This is a genomic window from Streptomyces coelicoflavus (assembly GCF_003112555.1).
Classification (GTDB): Bacteria; Actinomycetota; Actinomycetes; order Streptomycetales; family Streptomycetaceae; genus Streptomyces; species Streptomyces coelicoflavus.
In genome coordinates this window covers 598,651-619,542 of the sequence record NZ_BEWB01000003.1, presented here as the reverse complement: position 1 = coordinate 619,542, position 20,892 = coordinate 598,651, and the positions used below count along the sequence as shown (strand labels likewise).

General features: G+C 75.9%; 1 protein-coding gene. It reads right to left on the bottom strand.

All coding sequences use genetic code 11. The features are described 5' to 3' along the window. Positions 1-20,868: a non-ribosomal peptide synthetase gene (locus Sco07f_RS07955; protein WP_108987355.1), complete on the bottom strand. Its 20,868-nt coding sequence runs from the start codon at positions 20,866-20,868 to the stop codon at positions 1-3. Between the last annotated feature and the right edge of the window lie 24 nt (positions 20,869-20,892).

The window sequence follows — 20,892 nt, the reverse complement described above, 5'->3', positions numbered from 1 at the left end:
TCATATCTCCCAGTCCGAGGCCAGTTCGTCCTCGAACTCTTCAATCTCGCTCTGTGTGATCTCTATAAGCCCCACGTCGGTCGGGGTCAGACCGCCGGCGTCGGGCCGCTGGGCGTGCTCCGTGAGGGCGGTCAGCGCCTCGAACCAGCCGTCGGCGAGCGCGGCGACCTCGTCCTCGGTGAGGACACCGGGGGCGTACGTCCACGTCGCGCCGAGGCGCGGTCCCTCGGCGCTCTCCTCGACGTAGGCGTTGATCTCGACGGCGTGGGCCAGCGGGGTCGCCGGGTCCTCGCCCTCGGGGCGCGGCGCCCCCGCGGCGACCGACCAGTCGCCGGTCTCGCCGGCCACGAACCGGCCCAGGTAGTTGAAGCCGATCCCGGCGGTGCGCAGCCCGTCGAAGGCGGCGGCGGTCTCCGGGTTGAGGTGGCGCAGCAGGCCGTAGCCCAGGCCCTGTGCCGGCACCGCCCGCAGTTGCTCCTTGACGTGCTTGAGGACGGTTCCGGCGGCATGGCCGCCCGCGAGCGCCTCGTCGAGGTCGACGCCGGCGGTGTCCAGGAGCACCGGGTACAGGGCGGTGAACCAGCCCGTGGTGCGGGACAGGTCCATGGCTCCGTCGCGTTCGCGGCCGTGGCTCTCCACGTCGATCAGGACGGCGGTGTGCGGGTCGCGGCGCCTGCGGGCCTCGGCCAGCGCGAGGCCGGCGAGCAGCACGTCGTCCACGCCCGCGCCGACCACGGCCGGGGCGGTGGTGAGCAGGTGCCCGGTGACCTCGGCCGGCAGGGTGCGGCGCAGCCGTCCCGCGGTGGCGAGCACGTCCACGGCCGCGTCCAGCGGGCGGGCGCCGAGAACGGGGCCGCCGCGCAGTGTGCCGGTCCAGTGGTCGAGTTCGGCCAGGGTGCGAGGTGACCGGGCGCGTTCGGCGGCCCGCTGCGCCCAGCGGCGCAGTGAGGTGCCGCCGGCGTCGAGCGACGGCTCCCGGCCGGCCAGGAGGTCGTCCCAGGCCCGGAACAGGTCCGGCAGCAGGATGCGCCAGGACACTCCGTCGATCGCCAGGTGGTTGACGGCGACCAGGAGCAGGCCCGGCCGCTCGGCCCGGTCGAACCAGACGATCTCCACCATGGCGCCCGCGGCGGGGTCGAGCCGCCCGACGGCCGCCGCGCCGTGTTCCCGCACGGCGTCGTCGAGTTCGCTCCGCGTCAGCGCCGCCGCGTCCACCCGCAGCACCCGGTCCGCGGCGCGTACGGCGTCCGGGGCGGGGATCTCCACGTGCCAGCCGGCGGCGTCGGCGGGATCGTCGACGGCCACCTTGAGCCGGAGGCTGTCGTGGCGGGTGAGCAGCGCGCCGACCAGGGCGTGCAGCCGGTCCAGGTCGAGTGCGGCCGGGGCGTTGAGCACGGTGGTCTGGTTGAACCGGTCCACCGGGACCTGCCGTTCGGCCAGCCAGTGCAGCATCGGCCAGGCGGGCAGTGCGCCGACGGGCTCGTCGGGCTCGCCCTGCTCCGGGGCCCCGGCCGCGGCGGCGGCGCGGGCCAGTTCGGCGACGGTGCGGTGGGTGAAGACGTCCGCGCCGGTGATGGCGAGGCCCTCCCGGCGGGCGGCACTGACCAGCTGGATGGCCATGATGGAGTCGCCGCCGAGGTCGAAGAAGGCGCTGTCGGCGTCGACGGACTCCGGGGGCAGGCCGAGCACCTGGGCGAAGAGCCGGACGAGGATCTCCTCCTCGGTGTTCCGGGCCGTCCGGCCGCCCGCGCTGCCGAACTCGGGCGCGGGCAGCGCCTTGCGGTCCAGCTTGCCGATCGCGGTGAGCGGCAGCTCGGTCAGTTCGACGATCGCCGCGGGCACCATGTAGTCGGGCAGGGTGCGGCCCAGGCGGGCGCCGAGTTCCACCCGGTCGTAGCCGGGCCCGGCCACCGTGTAGGCGACCAGGCGCTTGTCGCCGGGCCGGTCCTCGCGGACGATCACCGCGCAGGCGGTGACGCCGGGGCCGGCGGCCAGCGCGGACTCGATCTCGCCGAGTTCGATCCGGAAGCCGCGCAGTTTGACCTGCTCGTCGGCGCGGCCGGCGAACTCGACGGTCCCCGCTGCCGTCCAGCGCGCGAGGTCGCCGGTGCGGTACATCCGGGTGCCGGGCGGGCCGTACGGGTCGGCGACGAACCGGTCGGAGGTGAGGTCGGGCCGGTTCCAGTAGCAGCGGGCCAGTCCCGCCCCCGCCGCGTACAGCTCGCCGGTGACGCCGGGCGGCACGGGTCGCAGCGCGTCGTCGAGGACGTAGTGCCGCATGGCGTCCAGGGAGCGGCCGATGGGCACGCTGTGCGAGCGCGGGTCGAGCGCGTCCGGGTCGACGCGGTGGGACAGCGCCATCACGGTCACCTCGGTCGGACCGTAGGCGTTGACGACCCTGAGGTGCGGTGCGTGCTCGAGGATGCGGCGCACGGCCGTGCCGGAGACCACGTCGCCGCCGGTGGCGACCTGACGCAGGGCGGCGAACGCCTCGGGGATCTCCTGGCCGAGCACCCGGAACAGGCCGGCGGTCAGGAACAGCGAGGTGATGCCGGAGTCCGCGATCAGCGTGCGCAGGTCGCTCACGTCCAGGTCGCCGGGCGGCACGATCAGCACCTCGCCGCCGCGCACGAGCGGCACCCAGAACTCCAGGATCGAGGCGTCCCAGGCGTGCGGGGAGTGCAGCGGCACCCGGTCGGTGACGCCGTCCCAGCAGCGGTCGGCGGCGAGCTGGACGATGTCGCCGTGGCAGATGGCCACGCCCTTGGGCAGCCCGCTGGAGCCGGAAGTGAACATCAGGTAGGCGAGCCCGCGCGGGTCCACCCGGGTGGCGGGCGCGGTGGCCGGCAGGTGCGAGACGTCGGCCCCGGCGTCCATCAGCTCGGCCCGCAGGTCCAGCCCTTCGGCCCGCTCGCGGCACGCCTCGTCCACGACGAGCAGCGGTGCCTGCACCTGGTCGAGCAGCCACTCCAGGCGCTCGTCCGGGTTGGCGGGGGCGAGCGGGACGTAGCCGCAGCCCGCCTTGACGATGCCGAGCAGGGTGACGGCCAGCGTGTCCGAGCGCTCCATCAGAACGCCGACGCGTGCCTCGGGGGTGACCCCTCGGGCCAGCAGGGCGTGCGCGAAGCGGTTGGCTCGCGCGTCCAGTTCGGCGTACGAGAGCGTGGTGTCCCGGAAGGTGACGGCGGGGGCGTCCGGCCGCTCGGCCGCGTGGCGGGCGACGGCGTCGGGCAGGTTCGCCGGGGCGACCGGCGCGGGGGTCTCCAGCCAGCTGCCGAGGATCCGCTCGCGTTCGCCGTCCACCAGGACGTCGTGGGCCGAGACGGGTGCCTCCGGCCGCGCGGTGAGGACGTCCAGGAACCGCACCAGACGGCGGGCGAGGCGTCCCACCGTCGGCGCGTCGAACATGTCGGCGCTGTACTCGACGCCGCCGCTCCAGTCGACCGGTGTGCCGTCGGCGCCGAGCCGCTCGGTGAGGGTGAAGGTGAGGTCGAACTTGGCGACGGACGGCGCGACCGGCCGGGGCTCGACGGTCAGTCCGGGCATCCGCCCGGCCTCGGCGAGCGCAGTGCCGCCCGCGCTGTCGAGGCTGAGCGCCACCTGGAACAGCGGGTGGCGGGCGGCGGACCGCTCGGGGCGCAGCGCCTCGACGAGCCGCTCGAACGGCACGTCCTGGTGCGCGAACGCGGCCAGGTCGCTCTCCCGCACCCGGTCCACCAGTGCGGTGAAGCTCGGGTCGCCGGACACGTCGGTGCGCAGCACCAGCGTGTTGACGAAGAAGCCGACCACGTCGGCCAGCGACGCGTCGGAGCGCGAGACCACCGGGGAGCCGAGCGGGATGTCGGTGCCCGCGCCGAGCCGGGAGAGCAGCGCCGCGAGCGCGGCCTGCACCACCATGAACGGCGTGGCCCGCAGCTCGCGGGCCACGCGGCCCACCCGCCGGTACAGCTCCTCGGGCACCTCGAAGGTCTCCCGGCCCGCGCGGTGCGGTCCGACGGCCGGGCGGGGCCGGTCGGCGGGCAGCGTCAGCTCCTCGGGCAGCCCGCTCAGCGCGTCGCTCCAGTAGCCGAGTTGACGCGACATCTCGGTGCCGTCGCCGCCGGTCCCGCTCCCGCCTGCGCTCCCGGCGGCGCCGTCGGCCGCCTCGTCGCCGAGGAACTCGCGCTGCCACCGCGCGTAGTCGGCGTACTGCACCGGCAGCGGCTCCCAGGCGGGGGCCGCGCCGTCGAGGCGGGCCGCGTAGGCGGTCGCGAGGTCCCTGGCGAGGACCGGCATGGAGGTGCCGTCGCCCGCGATGTGGTGGACCACGACGAGCAGCACGTGCTCGTCGGGTCCGACCGCGAACAGCCGGGCCCGGATCGGCACTTCGCCGGTCAGGTCGAAGCCGGCCGCGGCGCCCGCCTCGACGCGCTCGTCCAGGTCCTCGGGCCGCACCGGTACGACCGGCAGGTCGACCCGGGCCTCGGGCAGCACCCGCAGCCAGGCGTCGGCACCGTCGCCGCCCCGGTCGTCGACGAGGGTGCGCAGGCTCTCGTGCCGTGCCACCACGTCGCCGAGCGCCTCGCGCAGCCGGTCCGCGTCGACGGTGCCGGTCAGGCGCAGCGCGATCGGGATGTTGTACGCCCCGTCGTGTCCGCCGAGCCGCTCGAGCACCCACAGGCGCTGCTGGGCGTACGAGAGCGGAACCTGGGCGGTGCGCGGGCGCGCGGTCGGTGCGGGCCGTCCCGCGCCCGTGGCGTCCGCGGCGCGGCGGGCGAGGGCGGCGGGGGTCGGCGACTCGAACAGGTCGCGCACGCCGAGGTCGGCGCCCAGCGCCGCCCGTACCCGGGCGACCAGGCGCATCGCGAGCAGCGAGTGGCCGCCCAGGTCGAAGAAGGAGTCGTCCACGCCGACCCGGTCCACGCCGAGCGCCTCGGCGAAGGCGTCCGCGACGAGGTGCTCGGCCGGGTTCGCGGGGGCGCGGCCCGCCGTGCGGGCGGGGGCCTGCGGGGCGGGCAGCGCCTTGCGGTCGAGCTTGCCGTTGACGGTCAGCGGGAGCCGGTCGAGCACGACCACGGCGGAGGGCACCATGTGGGCGGGCAGGGTCCCGGCCACCGCGTCGCGCAACGCGGTCGCCGACGTCGGTGCCGTGCCGTCCCCGGTGACCACGTAGGCCACCAGGCGCTGGTCGCCGGGGGTGTCCTCGCGGACCACGACGGCGGCCTGGGCCACCGGGTCCTGGGCGAGCAGTGCCGCCTCGATCTCGCCGAGTTCCATGCGGAAGCCGCGCACCTTCACCTGGGCGTCGGACCGGCCGAGGTAGTCGAGCGAGCCGTCGGGGCGCCGCCGGGCCAGGTCGCCGGAGCGGTACATGCGGGTGCCGGGCGCGCCGAACGGGTCGGCGACGAAGCGGCCCGAGGTCAGGCCCGGGCGGTGGGCGTAACCGCGGGCGACGCCCGCGCCGGAGACGTACATCTCGCCCACGACGCCGGGCGGCACGGGCCGCAGCCGTTCGTCGAGGACGTGCACCCCGAGGTCGGGGATGCCGACGCCGATGGCGCCGGCCGCCCCTCCGGCCCGCACCTCGTCGGCGCCGAGCGCCCGGTGGGTGACGTGCACGGTGGTCTCGGTGATGCCGTACATGTTGACCAGCAGCGGGCCGTCGTCGGCGTGCCGCTCGTACCAGGGCAGGAGCCGGGCCGGGTCGAGGGCCTCGCCGCCGAAGACGACGTAGCGCAGCGCGAGGTCGGCGCCGTCCACGGCCTCGTCGGCGCGGATCAGCTCGTGGAAGGCGGACGGGGTCTGGTTGAGAACCGTGACGCGTTCGCGCTCCAGGAGGGCGAGGAAGGCGCTCGGCTCGCGGCTGACGGCGTGCGGCACCACCACGAGCCGGCCGCCGTGCAGCAGCGGGCCCCACAGCTCCCAGACCGAGAAATCGAAGGCGTAGGAGTGGAAGAGCGTCCACACGTCGTCGGCGCCGAAGCCGAACCAGTGGTCGGTGGCGTCGAAGAGGCGCAGCACGTTGCGGTGGGTGACCACCACGCCCTTGGGGGTGCCGGTGGAGCCGGAGGTGTAGATGACGTACGCGGCGTGGTCGGCGCCGGCGGCGGGCGGCGGGTCGGCCGCGTCCCGTGCGGCGAGGTCCGCGACCACGTCCTCGTCGTCGAGGGCGAGCCAGGTGTCGTCGCCGCCGAGGGCGGCCGCGGTGGCGCGGGTACCGACGGTGACCACGGGCCGGCTGTCGCCGAGGAGCAGGGCCACGCGCTCGGCGGGGTAGGCCGGGTCGACCGGCAGGTAGCCGGCGCCGGTCTTGAGGACCGCGAGCACGGCCGTCACCAGGTCGCTCACCCGGGGCAGGGCGAGGGCGACGATCCGCTCGGGCGCGGCGCCCCGTTCCCGCAGGAGAGCGGCGAGCCGGTTGACCCGGGCGTTGAGCTGGCCGTACGTCAGGGAAACGGGCCGGCCCTGTTCGTCCTCACCCGTGACGGCGACGGCGTCGGGCCGGGCGGCGGCGGCCGCCTCGAAGCGGGCGACGATCGTGTCGTCGGCGCGCAGGGGCTCGCCCGGCGCGGCGGGGGTGTGCGCCCAGTCGGTGCGCAGCAGCTCCCGCTCGTCGGCGAAGAGGACGTCCAGGTCGGTGACCGGGCGCTCGGGCTCGGCGAGCGCGGCGCCCAGCAGCCGGACCAGCCGGTCGCCGAGGGTCGCGACGGTGGCGGCGTCGAACAGGTCGGCGCTGTACTCCAGGTCCACCGCGATACCGGCCGGGGCGTCCTCGGCGGTGTGGCGCGGGCGCAGGTGCCAGACCAGGTCGAACTTGGCCGTGTCCACGGTCAGGTGCAGGGGTGCGACGTCGAGCGAGGGCAGTTCGCGCAGGGAGTCCAGGGCGCGGGTGTCGTCGTCACCCCATTCCAGGACCACCTGGAACAGCGGGTGGCGGGCGGCGGAGCGCTCGGGCCGCAGCGCCTCGACGAGCCGCTCGAACGGCACGTCCTGGTGCGCGAACGCGGCCAGGTCGCTCTCCCGCACCCGCTCCACGAGGGCGGTGAAGCTCGGGGCGCCGGACACGTCGGTGCGCAGCACCAGCGTGTTGGCGAACAGGCCCACCACGTCCGTCAGCGACGCGTGGGAGCGTCCGGCGACGGGGGAGCCGAGCGGGATGTCGGTGCCCGCGCCGAGCCGGGAGAGCAGGGCCGCGAGCGCGGCCTGCACCACCATGAACGGCGTGGCCCTCAGCTCCTTGGCGCTGCGGGCGAGGTCGGCGTGCAGGGCGGCCGGGATCTCCAGGCGGTGGCGGCCCGCCCGGTGCGGTCCGGCGGCCGGGCGGGGCCGGTCGGCGGGCAGCGCCAGTTCCTCGGGCAGTCCGTCGAGCGCGGCCGTCCAGTGGTCGAGCTGGCGGCTCAGCAGGGAGTCGGGGTCGTCCTCGGTGCCGAGCGCCGAGCGCTGCCACAGCGCGAAGTCGGCGTACTGCGGTGCCGCGTCCGCCTGTTCGGGCGTGTCGCCGTCGAGGAGGGAGCGGTAGCCGGCGACGAGGTCGCGGGCGAGCACCTGCACGGACGCGCCGTCGCCGGCGATGTGGTGGACCACGACGAGCAGGACGTGCTCGTCGGGCCCGACCGCGAACAGGTGGACGCGCACCGGTGTCTCGGTGGTCAGGTCGAAGGGCCGGGCGACGGCCTCGCGCAGCGCCGCGTCCAGGCCGTCCTCGGTGACCGGGGTCCGCTCGCAGCGCGGCGTGGTGGTCACGATCCGCTGGTACGGGCCGTCCTCGTCCTCGGCGATCAGGGTGCGCAGGCTCTCGTGCCGGGCGACCAGGGAGTCGAGGGCGCCGGCGAGCGCCGACTCGTCGAGTGCGCCGGTCAGCCGGAGCGCCATGGGGATGTGGTAGGCGGAGTGCGTGCCGTCGAAGCGGTCGAGGAACCACTGCCGCTGCTGGGCGTACGACAGGGGCAGCCGCTCGGGGCGCGGCAGGTCGCCGGGGGCGGGGCCGGTGGTCCGCGGGCCGCCCGCGGCGGTCCGGGCGAGGGCGCGCACGGTGGGTGTCTCGAAGACCTCGCGCACGGTGAGTTCCGTGCCGAGCACGGCGCCCACCCGGGCGACCAGGCGCATGGCGAGCAGGGAGTGGCCGCCCAGGTCGAAGAAGGAGTCGTCCGGGCCGACCCGGTCCACGCCGAGCACCTCGGCGAAGACACCGGCGAGCAGTTCCTCGACCGGGTCGCCGCCGGCTCGGCCCGAGGCGGAGTCGTAGCGGGGGGCGGGCAGGGCTGCCTGGTCCAGCTTGCCGTTGACGGTGACCGGGATCCGGTCGAGGACGACGACGGCGGCCGGGACCATGTGGTCGGGCAGCACCTCGCGCAGCCGGGCGCGCAGCGTCCCGGGGACGACGGTGGCGCCGGGGGCGGGCACCGCGTAGGCGACCACGCGGCGGTCGCCGGGCCGGTCCTCGCGGACGACGACGGCGCTCGCGGCGACCTCGGGGGCCCGGGTGACGGCCGCCTCGATCTCGCCGGGCTCGATGCGGAAGCCGCGCAGTTTGATCTGGCGGTCGGCGCGGCCTACGTAGACCAGTTGCCCGTCCTCGCGCCGGGCGACCTGGTCGCCGGTGCGGTACATGCGGGTGCCCGGGGCGCCGAAGGGGTCGGCGACGAAACGTTCGGCGGACAGGCCCGGCCGGTCCAGGTAGCCCCGGGCGAGTCCCGCGCCGGACACGTACAGCTCCCCCACCACGCCGGTCGGCACGGGCTGGAGGTGGGCGTCGAGGACGCGGACGGCGAGGCCCGGCAGGGCGGTGCCGATCGGCGGGACGCCGAAGCCGGCCAGCGGGGCGCTCATGGTGGCGCACACGGTCGTCTCGGTCGGCCCGTACGCGTTGATCACGCGCCGTCCGGCCGACCACACCTCGGCGACCTGCGGCGGGCACTGTTCACCGGCGACGGCGAGGCTGCGCAGGGTCGGCAGGTCGTCGGGGCGCAGTTCACGCAGCGCGGCCGGCGGCAGCGTGGCGTGGGTGACGCCGTGCGCGGCGACGGTGCGGGCCAGCGGGGCGCCGGGCAGCAGCTCCTCCCGGGGGGCCACGACCAGGCAGGCCCCCGCCAGCAGGGTGACGGCCACCTCGGAGACGGACGCGTCGAAGCCGGGCGAGGCGAACTGCAGGACGCGGGCGCTCTCGTCGACGTCGAAGCCGGCCTTCTGGGCGCGGGCCAGGCCGGGGATGCCGGCGTGGGTGACGACGACGCCCTTGGGGCGGCCGGTGGAGCCGGAGGTGTAGATGACGTAGGCGGCCTGCCCGGCGCGCACCGGCCGCACCAGCGTCTCGCCGGTCAGGTCGAGCGTGTCGACGTCGAGGCGGGGCGCACCGGTGGCGGGCACGGCGGTACCGGTGGTGGTGAGGACGAGGACGGGCGCCGCGTCGGTGAGGGTCTGCGCGATGCGCTCGGCCGGGTGGGCCGGGTCGACGGGCACGAAGGCACCGCCCGCGAGGGCGACCGCGTGCAGGGCGACGACCAGGTCGACGGAGCGCGGCAGGACGAGGCCCACCCGCTTCTCGGTGTCGACGCCGGCCTCGGCCAGCAGCCGGGCCAGGGCGCCGGCGCGGGCGGCGAGTTCGCCGAAGGTGAGGGTCTGGGTGCCGGAGACGACGGCCGGCGCGTCGGGTGTGCGGCGGACCCGGTCGAGGAAGAGCTCGGGCCAGGTGCGCGGGTCGCCGCTGTCCTCGGGTCCCTCGCCGAGCGCGAGGAGGGCGTCGGGGGCGTACCCGGGGATCCGGCCGACCGGGGTCGCGGGGTCGCTGACGACGGTGCGCAGCAGTCTCGGCAGCAACTCGGCGATCTGAGCCGCCTGTTCGGGGCCCAGCACGTCGGTGCGGTGGTGGATGCGGAGCCGCAGCCCGTCGGCGCTCGGGCCGGCCTCCATGGCGAGGGCGTAGTGGGTGACGGCGTGGTGGGCGACCTCGCCCGCCTCCAGTCCGGCGCGGCGGGCCACGGCGGTCAGGGCGTCGACGTCCAGCGGATAGTTCTCGAACACCATCGAGGTGTCGAAGAGTTCGCCGTGTCCGGCCAGGCGGCGGATCTCCACCAGGCCGAGGTGGTGGTGGTCGGTCAGGCGGGCCTGCTCCAGCTGGAGGCGGCGGGCGAAGTCGCCGACGGACTCGTCGGCGCGCAGCGTCGCCCGCAGCGGCACGGTGTTGGCGAACAGCCCGACCATGTCGGTGGCGCCGGGCAGGTCGGCGGGCCGGCCGCTGACGGTGGTGCCGGTGACGACGTCGTCGCGTCCGGTGAGCCGGGCCACGAGCAGCAGCCAGGCGCTCTGGACGAGGGTGTTGACGGTGACGCCGAGGCGGCGGGCCGCGGCCCTGACGTCGAGACCGTCGACGGTCAGGTCGAGCCGTCCGGGCTCCTGTCCGGCCGGGGCCGGTCCGGTGGACAGCAGGGTGCCGCCGTCGAGTCCGGCGAGCGCCTCGCCCCACGCGGCCTCGGCGGCCGTGCGGTCCTGGCGGGCCAGCCAGTCCAGGTGGGCGCGGTGCGGGCGGGCCTGCGGCAGGGGGTCGCCCAGGTAGTGGGCCATCAGATCGCGCATCACGATGGGCATGGACCAGCCGTCGCGGACACTGTGGTGGGCGGTGGCCACGAGGGTGTGGTGCTCGCCGAGCGAGGCGAGCGTCCAGCGGATCAGGGGCGCGGCGGTGATGTCGAAGCCGCGGTGGCGGTCGGCGGCGCAGACCGCGTCCAGCTCGCCGCGGTCGGTCAGCGCGACCTCGGTGAAGTCGAGCGGGGGGTGCGCGAGGACGACCTGGACGGGCGTGCCCTGTGCGGTGCGGCGGAAGGCGGCCCGCAGCGCGGGGTGGCGGCGCTGCACCTCGGCGGCGGCGGCGCGCAGCCGGGTCCGGTCGAGTGCGCCGGTGAGTTCCACGCGGAGCTGGGAGATGTACGGGTCGTCGGCGCCGTCGCCGTACTGGTGGTGGAAGAGCAGGCCTTCCTGGAGGGGGGCGAGCGGCAGCAGGTCGGCGACGTCCGGGTCGGCCTCCAGCTCGCGTATCTCCTCCTGGGTGAGGGTGACGAGCAGGTCGGACGGGGTGCGGCCGCCGGCGTCCGGCCGCTGCCCGTGTGCGGCGAGGCCGCGCAGCGCGCTGTCCCACAGGTCGGCGAGGCGGGCGGCGTCGGCGTCCGCGACCAGGGCACGGGCCCAGGTCCAGGTGGCGACGAGTTCGGTTCCCCCGGGGCCTTCGTGGGCGGCGACGTTGACCTCGACCGTGTGCGAGAGGGGTACGTCGGGGGCGTCGTCGGCGCCGACGGCGGCCAGCTCCCAGCCGGGTGCGAGCGCGCCGGCGAGGCTGACGCGGCCCAGGTAGTTGAAGCCGATCTGCGCCTCGGGCAGTGCCGCGAACTCCGCCGCGGTGGCGGGGTCGGAGTACCGGGCGAGGCCGTGGCCGACGCCGTGGCGCGGGGTGGTGCGCAGCTGCTCCTTCACGGCGCGCAGGGCGTCGCCCGCCGCGTCCGTGCCCGCCAGGACGGCGTCAGGACCGGCCGTCGCGGTGTCCAGGCGCACGGGGTGGGTGACGGTGAACCAGCCGACGGTACGGGAGAGGTCGGCGTCCGGCACCAGTTCCTCGTGGCGGCCGTGGCTCTCCACGTCCACGAGGAGTCCGGCACGGTCGCCGCGCCACAGCGGTACGGCGGCGGCGAGCGCCGTCAGCAGGACGTCGTCCGGCCCGGCGTGGAAGGCGGCGGGCAGGGAGCCGAGCAGCGCGCCGGTCACGTCGGCGGGCACCCGCACGGTGCGCCGTCCGGCGTCGCCGCGCAGGTCGCGGGCAGGGTCGAGGGGCCGGTCGCCGAGCAGCGGGTCCTCCGTGGCGAGGAGTTCGCGCCAGTGTGCGGCGTCGTCGGCGGGCAGCGCGGTGACGGCGCCCGCCCACTGGGCGAGCGAGGTGCCGACCGGGCCGAGTTCGGGACGGCGGCCCTCGGTGACCGCCGTCCAGGCCTCGGCGAGGTCGGGCGCGAGGATGCGCCAGGACACACCGTCGACGGCCAGGTGGTGCACGACGAGCAGCAGCCGGCCGGGGCGCCGGGGGCCGCGGTCGATCCACACGGCCCGCAGCATCCGGCCGGCGGCCGGGTCGAGGCCGTCGCGGGCCGCGGCGGTGTGCGCGGCGGCGAGGGCGGTGGCCTCCTCGTCGGTCGTGTCCGGGGCGGCGTCGACCCGGGTGAGGAGGGCGTCCGCGAACGCGGACCCGTCGTCCACCGGCTCGACCGTGAATCCCTCGCCGTTCGCGACGCGCATCCGCAGCGCCTCGTGCCGCTCGACGAGCGCGCCGAGCGCGGCGGCCAGGTGTTCGCGGGTCGTCGGGGGCAGGGTCAGGGTGACGGACTGGTGGTACTGGTCGAACCGGCCCCGGGTGACGAGCCGACTCATCAGCGGCAGCAACGGCGCGTTCCGCGGACCCGGCACGGCTGCCGCGCCGGCCTCCCGCGGCCCCGGCACTGCTGCGGCGCCGGCCTCCCGCGGTCCCTGCTCCCCGAGTGCGGCGGCGAGACCGGCCGGGGTGCGGTGCTCGAAGACGTGCCGCGCCGAGAACCGCACGCCCGCCGCACGCGCACGACCCACCAGCTGGATCGACATGATCGAATCCCCGCCCAACGCGAAGAAATCGTCGTCGACCCCCACGTCCTCACGCCCCAGCACATCCCGGAACAACCCCACGAGCCGCCGCACCAACGGCCTCTCGCCACCCCCCAGGGCGGCCGCGAGACCGGCCGGGGTGCGGTGCTCGAAAACATGCCGCGCCGAGAACCGCACCCCCGCCGCACGCGCACGACCCACCAACTGGATCGACATGATCGAATCCCCGCCCAACGCGAAGAAATCGTCGTCGACCCCCACGTCCTCACGCCCCAGCACATCCCGGAACAGGGCCAGCAGCGGCTCTTCCAGGTGCCCCGAGGCGGTGCGGCCGGCAGCCGTGCCCGCGGTGGCGGCGGGCTCGGGCAGGGCCGCCCGGTCCACCTTGCCGTTGGGGGTGAGCGGCAGCTCGTCCAGGACGACGAACGCGGCGGGCACCATGTAGGCGGGCAGCACCGCGCGCATCCGTGCCTCGACGTCGGCGGTCCGCACCTCGCCGGAGGCGACCAGGTAGCCGACCAGGCGGGGTTCACCGGCGGTGCCGCGGACGGCGGCGGCGGCACGGCGGACGCCGGGCACGGCCTCGGCCGCGGCCTCCACCTCGCCGAGTTCGATGCGGAAGCCCCGCACCTTGACCTGGTCGTCGACCCGGCCGAGGTACTCGATCATGCCGTCGGGCCGCAGCCGGGCCAGGTCTCCCGTCCGGTACATCCGGCTGCCCGCCGGGCCGAACGGATCGGCCACGAAGCGGTGCGAGGTCTGGCCGGGCAGCCCCAGGTAGCCTCGGGCCAGCCCCTCGCCCGCGAGGTAGAGCTCACCGCGCGCACCGGGGCGTACGGGCCGCAGTCCGCTGTCGAGCAGGTGCACACGGGCGTACGGGAACGCGCGGCCGATCGGCACCGGGCCGTCGGCCAGCGGCTCACCCGGGGCGATGCGGAACTCCATGGCGTTGACGGTCGCCTCGGTCGGCCCGTAGGCGTTGACGACGGTCGCGTCGGGGTGCGCGGCACGCCAGTCGGCCAGCATCTCGCCGCGCAGCGCCTCGCCGCCGAGCACCAGCGTGCCGGTCGGCGACACCTCGTCGGGCAGCGTGCCGAGCAGCCGCAGATGGCTGGGCGTGCCCTTCAGGAAGGTGGGCCGTGCGGCGCCGATCGCGTCCGGCAGCTCGGCGATGTGCACCTGGCCGCCCGCGACCAGCGGGGTGTAGAGGCAGGTGATGGTGAGGTCGAAGGAGACCGAGGTGTGCGCGAGGGCGGTTCCCGCCGCGTCCGGATAGGCCGTGGCCGCGCGCGCCGCATAGGCCCCCAGCGCACGGTGCTCGACGACGACGCCCTTGGGGCGGCCGGTGGAGCCGGAGGTGAAGATGACGTACGCGGCGTCCTCCGGCCGTGGCGCGCGGCCGGTCCCGTCCGCCTCGGCGGCGGTGGGCCGCACGGTGGCGAGGCCCGCGGGCACGAGCGCCGGGTCGGCGGTGACGGCGAGCGCGGGGGCGCTGTCCTCCAGGATCACGGCGATGCGGTCGGCCGGATAGGCCGGGTCCACCGGCACGTAGGCGGCACCGGACTTCAGTACGCCGAGCAGTGCGACCATCAGGTCCACCGAGCGGGGCAGCAGCACCGCGACCAGGCTGCCGGGACCGGCGCCGTGCGCGACGAGTTCGGCGGCCAGGGCGTTGGAGCGCCGGTCGAGCTGCCGGTAGGTGAGGCTCTCGCCGCCGGCGAGGACGGCGGGCGCGTCCGGGGTGCGGGCCACCTGCGCGGCGAACAGCGCGGGCAGCGTCGCGTTCGTGGCAGGCGTCGCGTTCGCGGCCGGCGTCGCCTGCGTGCCAGGCGTCGCGTTCGTGGCAGGCGTCGCGTTCGCGGCCGGCGTCGCGGCCGCCGCCACGTGCCTGTCCTCCTCCAGCCTCGCGAGCCGGCCGAGCGGCAGCCCGGGCGCGGAGGCGAAGGCCCGCAGCGTCGCGAGCAGTTCCGCGCCGGCGGCCTGCGCGGTGACCTCGTCCACCAGCTGCGGCTGATGGCGTACCCGCAGCCGCATCCGCTCCCCGGGCTCGACGACGACGCTGATGGCGAAGTGGCTGCCGTCGCGGACGCGGGCGTCGGCCAGGTCGAGGCCGGCGGCCCGGGCGCGAGCGGTGATCCCGGCCGGGTCCAGCGGGTAGTTCTCGAAACTCAGCAGGGTGTCGAAGAGCTCGCCCATGCCCAGGGCGCGCTGGATGTCGCCGAGCGCCACATGGTGGTGGTCGAGCAGCGCGGACTGCTCGCGGCCGAGCCGTACGGCGAGATCGCCGAGGGCTTCGCCCGCGTCCAGACGCACCGACAGCGGCACGGTGTTGATGAACAGGCCCACCAGGTCGCCTGCGCCCTCCAGTTCGGCCGGGCGGCCGGCCACGGTGACGCCGAACAGGGCCTCGTCCCGGCCGGTCAGGCCGCGCAGCACGACGGCCCAGGCGGCCTGCACCAGGGTGTTGACGGTGACACCGTGCCGGCGGGCGGCCACGGCCAGCGCGGTGGTGTCCGCGGCGCTGAGCAGGTGCTCCTGGCGCACCGGCTCCAGGACCCGGTCGCCGTGACCGGTGGCGACCCGCGACGGCTCGGTGACCTCGGCGAGCGCCGTCCGCCACACGTCGAGCGACGCGGCGCGGTCGGTGCCGTCGAGCCACGCGAGGTGGTCGCGGTAGCGGGCCGGGCCGGCCGTCCCGGGTACGGCGTCCGGATCCGCGTACGCGGCGAACAGGTCCTGGGCGACGATCGGCAGCGACCAGCCGTCCACCACGATGTGGTGCATCGTCAGGACGAGGGAGCCCGTGCCGTCGGCGCGGCGCACGGCGGCCGCCCGCACCAGCGGCGGGCGGCTCAGGTCGAACCGGGTGGCACGGTCCTCGTCGAGCAGGGCGGCGAACGCGGCGTCGTCGGCCGCGTCGGCCTCGCGCACCGGCACGGCCGGTGCCTCGTGCACGAGCTGCACCGACCCCTGTTCCTCGGTGCTGCGGAAGGAGACGCGCAGCGCCTCGTGGCGCAGCAGCACCCGGTCGAGGGCGGCGGACAGCCGTGCGGGGTCCAGGGGCGCGGCGAAGTCGAGGACGACCTGAAGGGTGTACGGGTCGGCGTCGGCGTCGTCGAAGGCGTGGTGGAACAGCAGGCCCTGCTGGTTGGGCGAGAGCGGGAGCACGGCCTCGACGCCGGGCTCGGCGGCCAGCCGCGCGGCCTCGTCCGCGGACACGGGCAGGGTGATCGCGGCGGGCGCGGCGACCGGTTCGTACGCCGAGCAGACCTCGGCGAGCGCGGCCACCGTGCGCAGCTCGAACATGTCGCGGAAGCCGAACGAGACCCCGCGGGCGCGGGCGCGGCTCAGCAGCCGGAAGCCGAGGATGCTGTCGCCGCCGAGCGCGAAGAAGTCGTCGTCGATGCCGACGTCGTCGAGGCCGAGCACCTCCGCGTACAGCTCGCACAGCAGTTCCTGCGCGGGGGTCTGCGGGGCGCGGGGCGCCGTTCCGGCGATCACCGGAACGGGCAGCGCACGCCGGTCGACGCCGCCGCCGGGCGCGGGCGGCAGGGTGTCCAGGGTGACCAGGACCGAGGGGACCATGTAGTCCGGCAGTTCGGCGGCGACCGCGTCGCGCAGGGCCGGGACGTCGACCGTGACGCCGTGGCGGGGCACCACGTAGCCGACGAGCCGGCGCTCGCCGGGGGCGTCCTCGCGGACCACGGCGGCGGCGCGCACCACGTCCGGGTGCGCCGCGAGGACGGCCTCCACCTCGGCCGGGTCGAAGCGGAAGCCGCGCAGCTCGGCCAGGTCGCGCACGTCCTCGGCGGCCGCGGGACCGCGGTCCGGGACCAGCTCGCCGACGAGCGTGGCGGGGGCGTCGGCGAGCGTCGCGAGGGTGCCGGTGAACCGGTCGAGGAGCGTCTGTGCGGCGGCCGGGTCGAACAGGTGCGGCCGGCACACGAGGCGGGCCGTGAGCCGCTCGCCGGGTACGGCGGTGAGCGTGAGCGGGTAGTGGTTGACGTCGGTGACGTCGGCGTCGCCCGCCACCAGGCCGCCCTCGCGGGCCGTCGCGTCCAGCGCGGCCCGGTCCACCGGGTAGTTCTGGAAGGCGACGACGGTGTCGAAGAGCGAGGAGACACCGGCCGCCCGCTGCACGTCGACCAGCGGCAGGTACTGGTGCGCGAGCAGGTCGGCCTGGTCGTCCTGGACGGACCGGGCCAGCTCGGCCAGGGTGCGGCCGGAGCCCGGACGGGCGCGCAGCGGGACGGTGTTGACGAACAGGCCGATCATCCCGGCCGAGCCCGGTACCTCGGCGGACCGGCCGGCCGCGGTGATGCCGAACACCACGTCGTCCCGGCCGGTCAGCTCGCGCAGGGCGACGGACCAGGCGGCCTGCACCAGGGAGTTGACGGTGACGCCCAGGTCACGGGCGGCCCGCGTCACACCCGCGGTGGTCGCGGCGTCCAGCGCGCCTTCCAGCCGTACCGCCTCTTCGGCGGGCCCGTGCGCCGCACCCACCAGGGTCGGCCGGACCCCGGTGAGGGCCTCGCCCCATGCGGCGGCGGACTCCTCGTGGTCCTGTGCGGCCAGCCAGGCGAGGTGATCGCGGTAGGGGCGGGGCTCGGCGCCCGGGTCGCCGCCGGCGTAGGCGCGCAGCACCTCGCCGAGGAGCACGGGTACCGACCAGCCGTCCAGGACGGCGTGGTGCCCGGTGACCACGAGCCGCCAGCCCTCGTCGAGCCGCAGCAGGGCGGCGCGCAGCAGCGGCGCGGCGGCGAGGTCGAAGGGCTCCGCGCTCTCGGCGCGCAGCACCGCGTCGAGCCGGTCGGCCCGGCCGCGCAGATCGTGGACGCGCCAGGGCACGGTGGCTTCCGCGTGCACCACGAGCACGGGACGGCTCACGTTCTCGTGGGCGATCGCGGAGCGCAGCACCGGGTGCCGGGCGACGACGGTGCCGACCGCGGCGCGCAGCCGCTCGGCGTCCACGTCGCCGTCCAGGTCGAGGCTGACGCGCACGCTGTAGACGTGGCGGTCCTCGTCCGTGGTGAGGCTGTGCACGACGATCCCGTCCTGCAACGGCGTCAGGGGCAGCACCTCCACCACGCCGGGGCCGGTGAGCAGCCCGGCCAGTTCCGCCTGCGGCAGCGCGGCGGGCAGCTCGGTGGCGACGGCCGTGCCGGAGGCCGGTCCGCCCACCGTGCAGGCCGGCGCGAGCCGGGCGACGGTGCGGGCCCGGAACAGGTCGCGGACGGACACGGTGAGGCCTTCGAGGGCGGCCCGGCTGACGACGCGGGTGGCGGACAGGGAGGTGCCGCCGATGGTGAAGAAGTCGTCGTCGACGGTGACGGACTCGACGCCGAGCACGGTGGCGTACAGGGCGCACAGACGTGCTTCCAGGTCGGTGCGCGGGGCGCGGCCGTCGGACAGCGCGACACGTACGGGGGCGGGCAGCGCCCGGCGGTCCAGCTTGCCGTTGGGGGTCAGCGGCAGCGCGTCGAGGACCACGACGGCACCGGGCACCATGTACTCGGGCAGCGTGCCGGCGAGGTGCTCGCGCAGCGCCGGCGAGTCGCCCTGAGGCGAGACGACGTACGCCACCAGACGCTTGTCGCCCGGCCGGTCCTCGCGCATCAGCACGGCGGCCCGCTCGACCGGCGGGTGGGCGAGCAGCGCGGCCTCGATGTCGCCGAGTTCGATGCGGAAGCCGCGCACCTTGACCTGGTGGTCGAGGCGGGACAGGTAGGTGAAGGAGCCGTCGTGCTCACGGCGCACCAGGTCACCGGTGCGGTAGATGCGCCCGGGGCCGTAGGGGTTGGCGACGAAGCGCTCGGCGGTCAGGCCCGGCCGGCCGCGGTAGCCGCGGGCCACGCCGTGACCGGCGATGTACAGCTCGCCGCTGTATCCGGCGGGCACCGGCCGCAGAGCCCCGTCGAGCACGTACACCTGGGTGTTGAGGATCGGCGCGCCGAGGGTGACGGGGCCGCCGTCGGGGGCGACGGGCGCGGTCATCGACCAGACGGTGGTCTCGGTGGGGCCGTACATGTTGGTGACGTTCGCGGCGTGCTCGGCCAGCGGGTCCGCCAGTGACTGGGGCAGCGCCTCGCCGCCGGTGAGCACGCGCACACCGGCGAAGACCTCCGGCCGCGTCTCGATCAGCGGCTGCCACAGGCTGGGGGTGGCCTGCATGACGGTGATGCCCTCGCGCTCGACGACCGCCCGCAGCGCATCCGGGTCGAGCACCTCGTCGCGGCTCGCGAGCACCACGCGGGCGCCGGCGAGGAGCGGCTGGAAGATCTCCAGTACGGCGATGTCGAAGCTCACCGTGGTCACGGCGAGCAGCCGGTCCGTGGCGTCGACGGGCACGGCGAGGGCCATCGCCTGGAGGAAGTTGTCCATGGCGGACCGCTCCAGGACCACGCCCTTGGGGCGCCCCGTGGAGCCGGAGGTGTAGATCACGTACGCGGTGGAGCGCGGGTCCTGCGGACGGCCGAGCGGACTCGCGTCACCGGCACGCAGGTCCACCGTGTCCAGCAGCAGCGCGGGCACCCCGTCGGGGATCTCGGTACCGGTCGTGGTGACCAGCAGGCCGGGCGCGGCGTCCTCCAGCACCATCGCGCGCCGGTCGGCGGGGTGTTCGGGGTCGACGGGCAGGTAGGCGCCGCCGGTCTTCAGGACGGCGAGCAGCGTCACGACCAGGCCGGCGGTGCGCGGCAGCGCCACCCCGACCAGGGTCTCGGGGCCCGTGCCCCGCTCGGCGAGCAGGCGGGCGAGCCGGTTGGCCCGGGCGTCGAGCTCCGCGTAGGTGAGCGTCTCGTCGGCGCACAGGGCGACGGCGTCGGGCGTCGCGGCGGCCTGCCGCTCGAAGAGGTCGACCAGCGCGCCCGGCACCTCGCCCGCCGTGTCGTTGGGGGCGTGCAGCAGGAGCTCGGCGGTCGCGGTGTCGAGGAGCGCGGCGCGGCCGACGAGGGCGTCGGGGGCGTCGGCGAGCGAGCCGAGCAGCCGCAGGAACCGCTCCTGGTGGGCGCGGAGTCCGTCCTCGGTGTACAGCGCGGGATTGGCCGCGATCTCGAGGACGACCTCGCCGTCGGCGGGATCGCCGTACGTGGCCATCGCCAGGTCGGCCACCGGGCCGTTGGACAGCTGGCGGGGGGTCAGGAGCGCCTCGCCGAAACGGACCCGGGCGTCGAACGACATGGCGTTGACGGCCGTACCGAACAGGGCGGCGTCCGTGCCGGTGAGCTCGCGGGCCCCGTGCAGTTCCTCGCGGCGCAGACGCTGGGCGCGCAGCAGGACACCGAGTTCGGTGCGGACGGTGCGGACCAGCTCGGTGAAGGTGGCGCCGGGTCCGACGGTGAGCCGCAGCGGCAGGTCGTTGGCGAGCATGGACGGGGTGGCGAGCGCGGCCGGGGTGCGGCGCGCGGCCACCGGGATGCCGAGGACCACGTCGTCGACGGAGAGCATCCGGTGGTGGTAGACGGCGGTGGCCGCGGCGATGACGGCCGGCCAGTGGCCGACGGCGGTGAGCGCGCCGGTCAGCTCGGACGGCAGGACGGTGCTCAGACGCAGGGCGCGCGGCGAGGCGCCGGCCACGCCCTCGGTCAGGCTCTGGCGCTCCTCGACGCCGGCCAGCCGCTCCAGCACGAGGGCACGGTCGTTCGCGTGGTGCGTCGAGTCCTGGTAGGCGCGCTCCTCGGCCACGAGCACGTCGAGCCCGCGGGGGCGGGCCGGGTCGGGCTGCTCGCCGCCGAGCAGCGCCGTGTAGATCCTGGCCAGGCGGCCCAGGTAGCGGGTCTGGCCGAAGCCGTCCAGGACGATGTGGTGGTAGCGCAGGTAGAAGAAGTGCCGCTCGTCGGAGAGAACCAGCAGCGCGTGCCGGAACAGCGGCCCCGCCTCCAGATCGGGCACGGTGGCCAGGTCCTGGTCCATCCAGGCGCGGGCGGCGGCCTCCGGATCGTCCGCGGCCCTGAGATCGACGACGTCCACCGGGGCGTCCACCGCGCCGGCGACGACCTGGTGAACCTCACCGTCGTCACCGAACCGGGCACGCAGCGCCTCGGTCTCGGCCACGGCCAGGGCGACGGAGTCGCGCAGCACCTCGATGTCGAGCGGGGCGGAGTCGAAGTGGACGGCGCACTGGTAGAGGGGGCTTTCCGGTGTCAGCCGCTGAGCCACCCACACGCCGAGTTGGGCGGCCGTGACCGGCAGGCGGACCTCGTTGCGAACCTCGGAAAGTGCCAACCGACTCACGCTCCCAGAACGGTGTACCGATGCGGACCTCAAGGGCGCGCACACCGCACGACGGCGCGACGCTCCGAG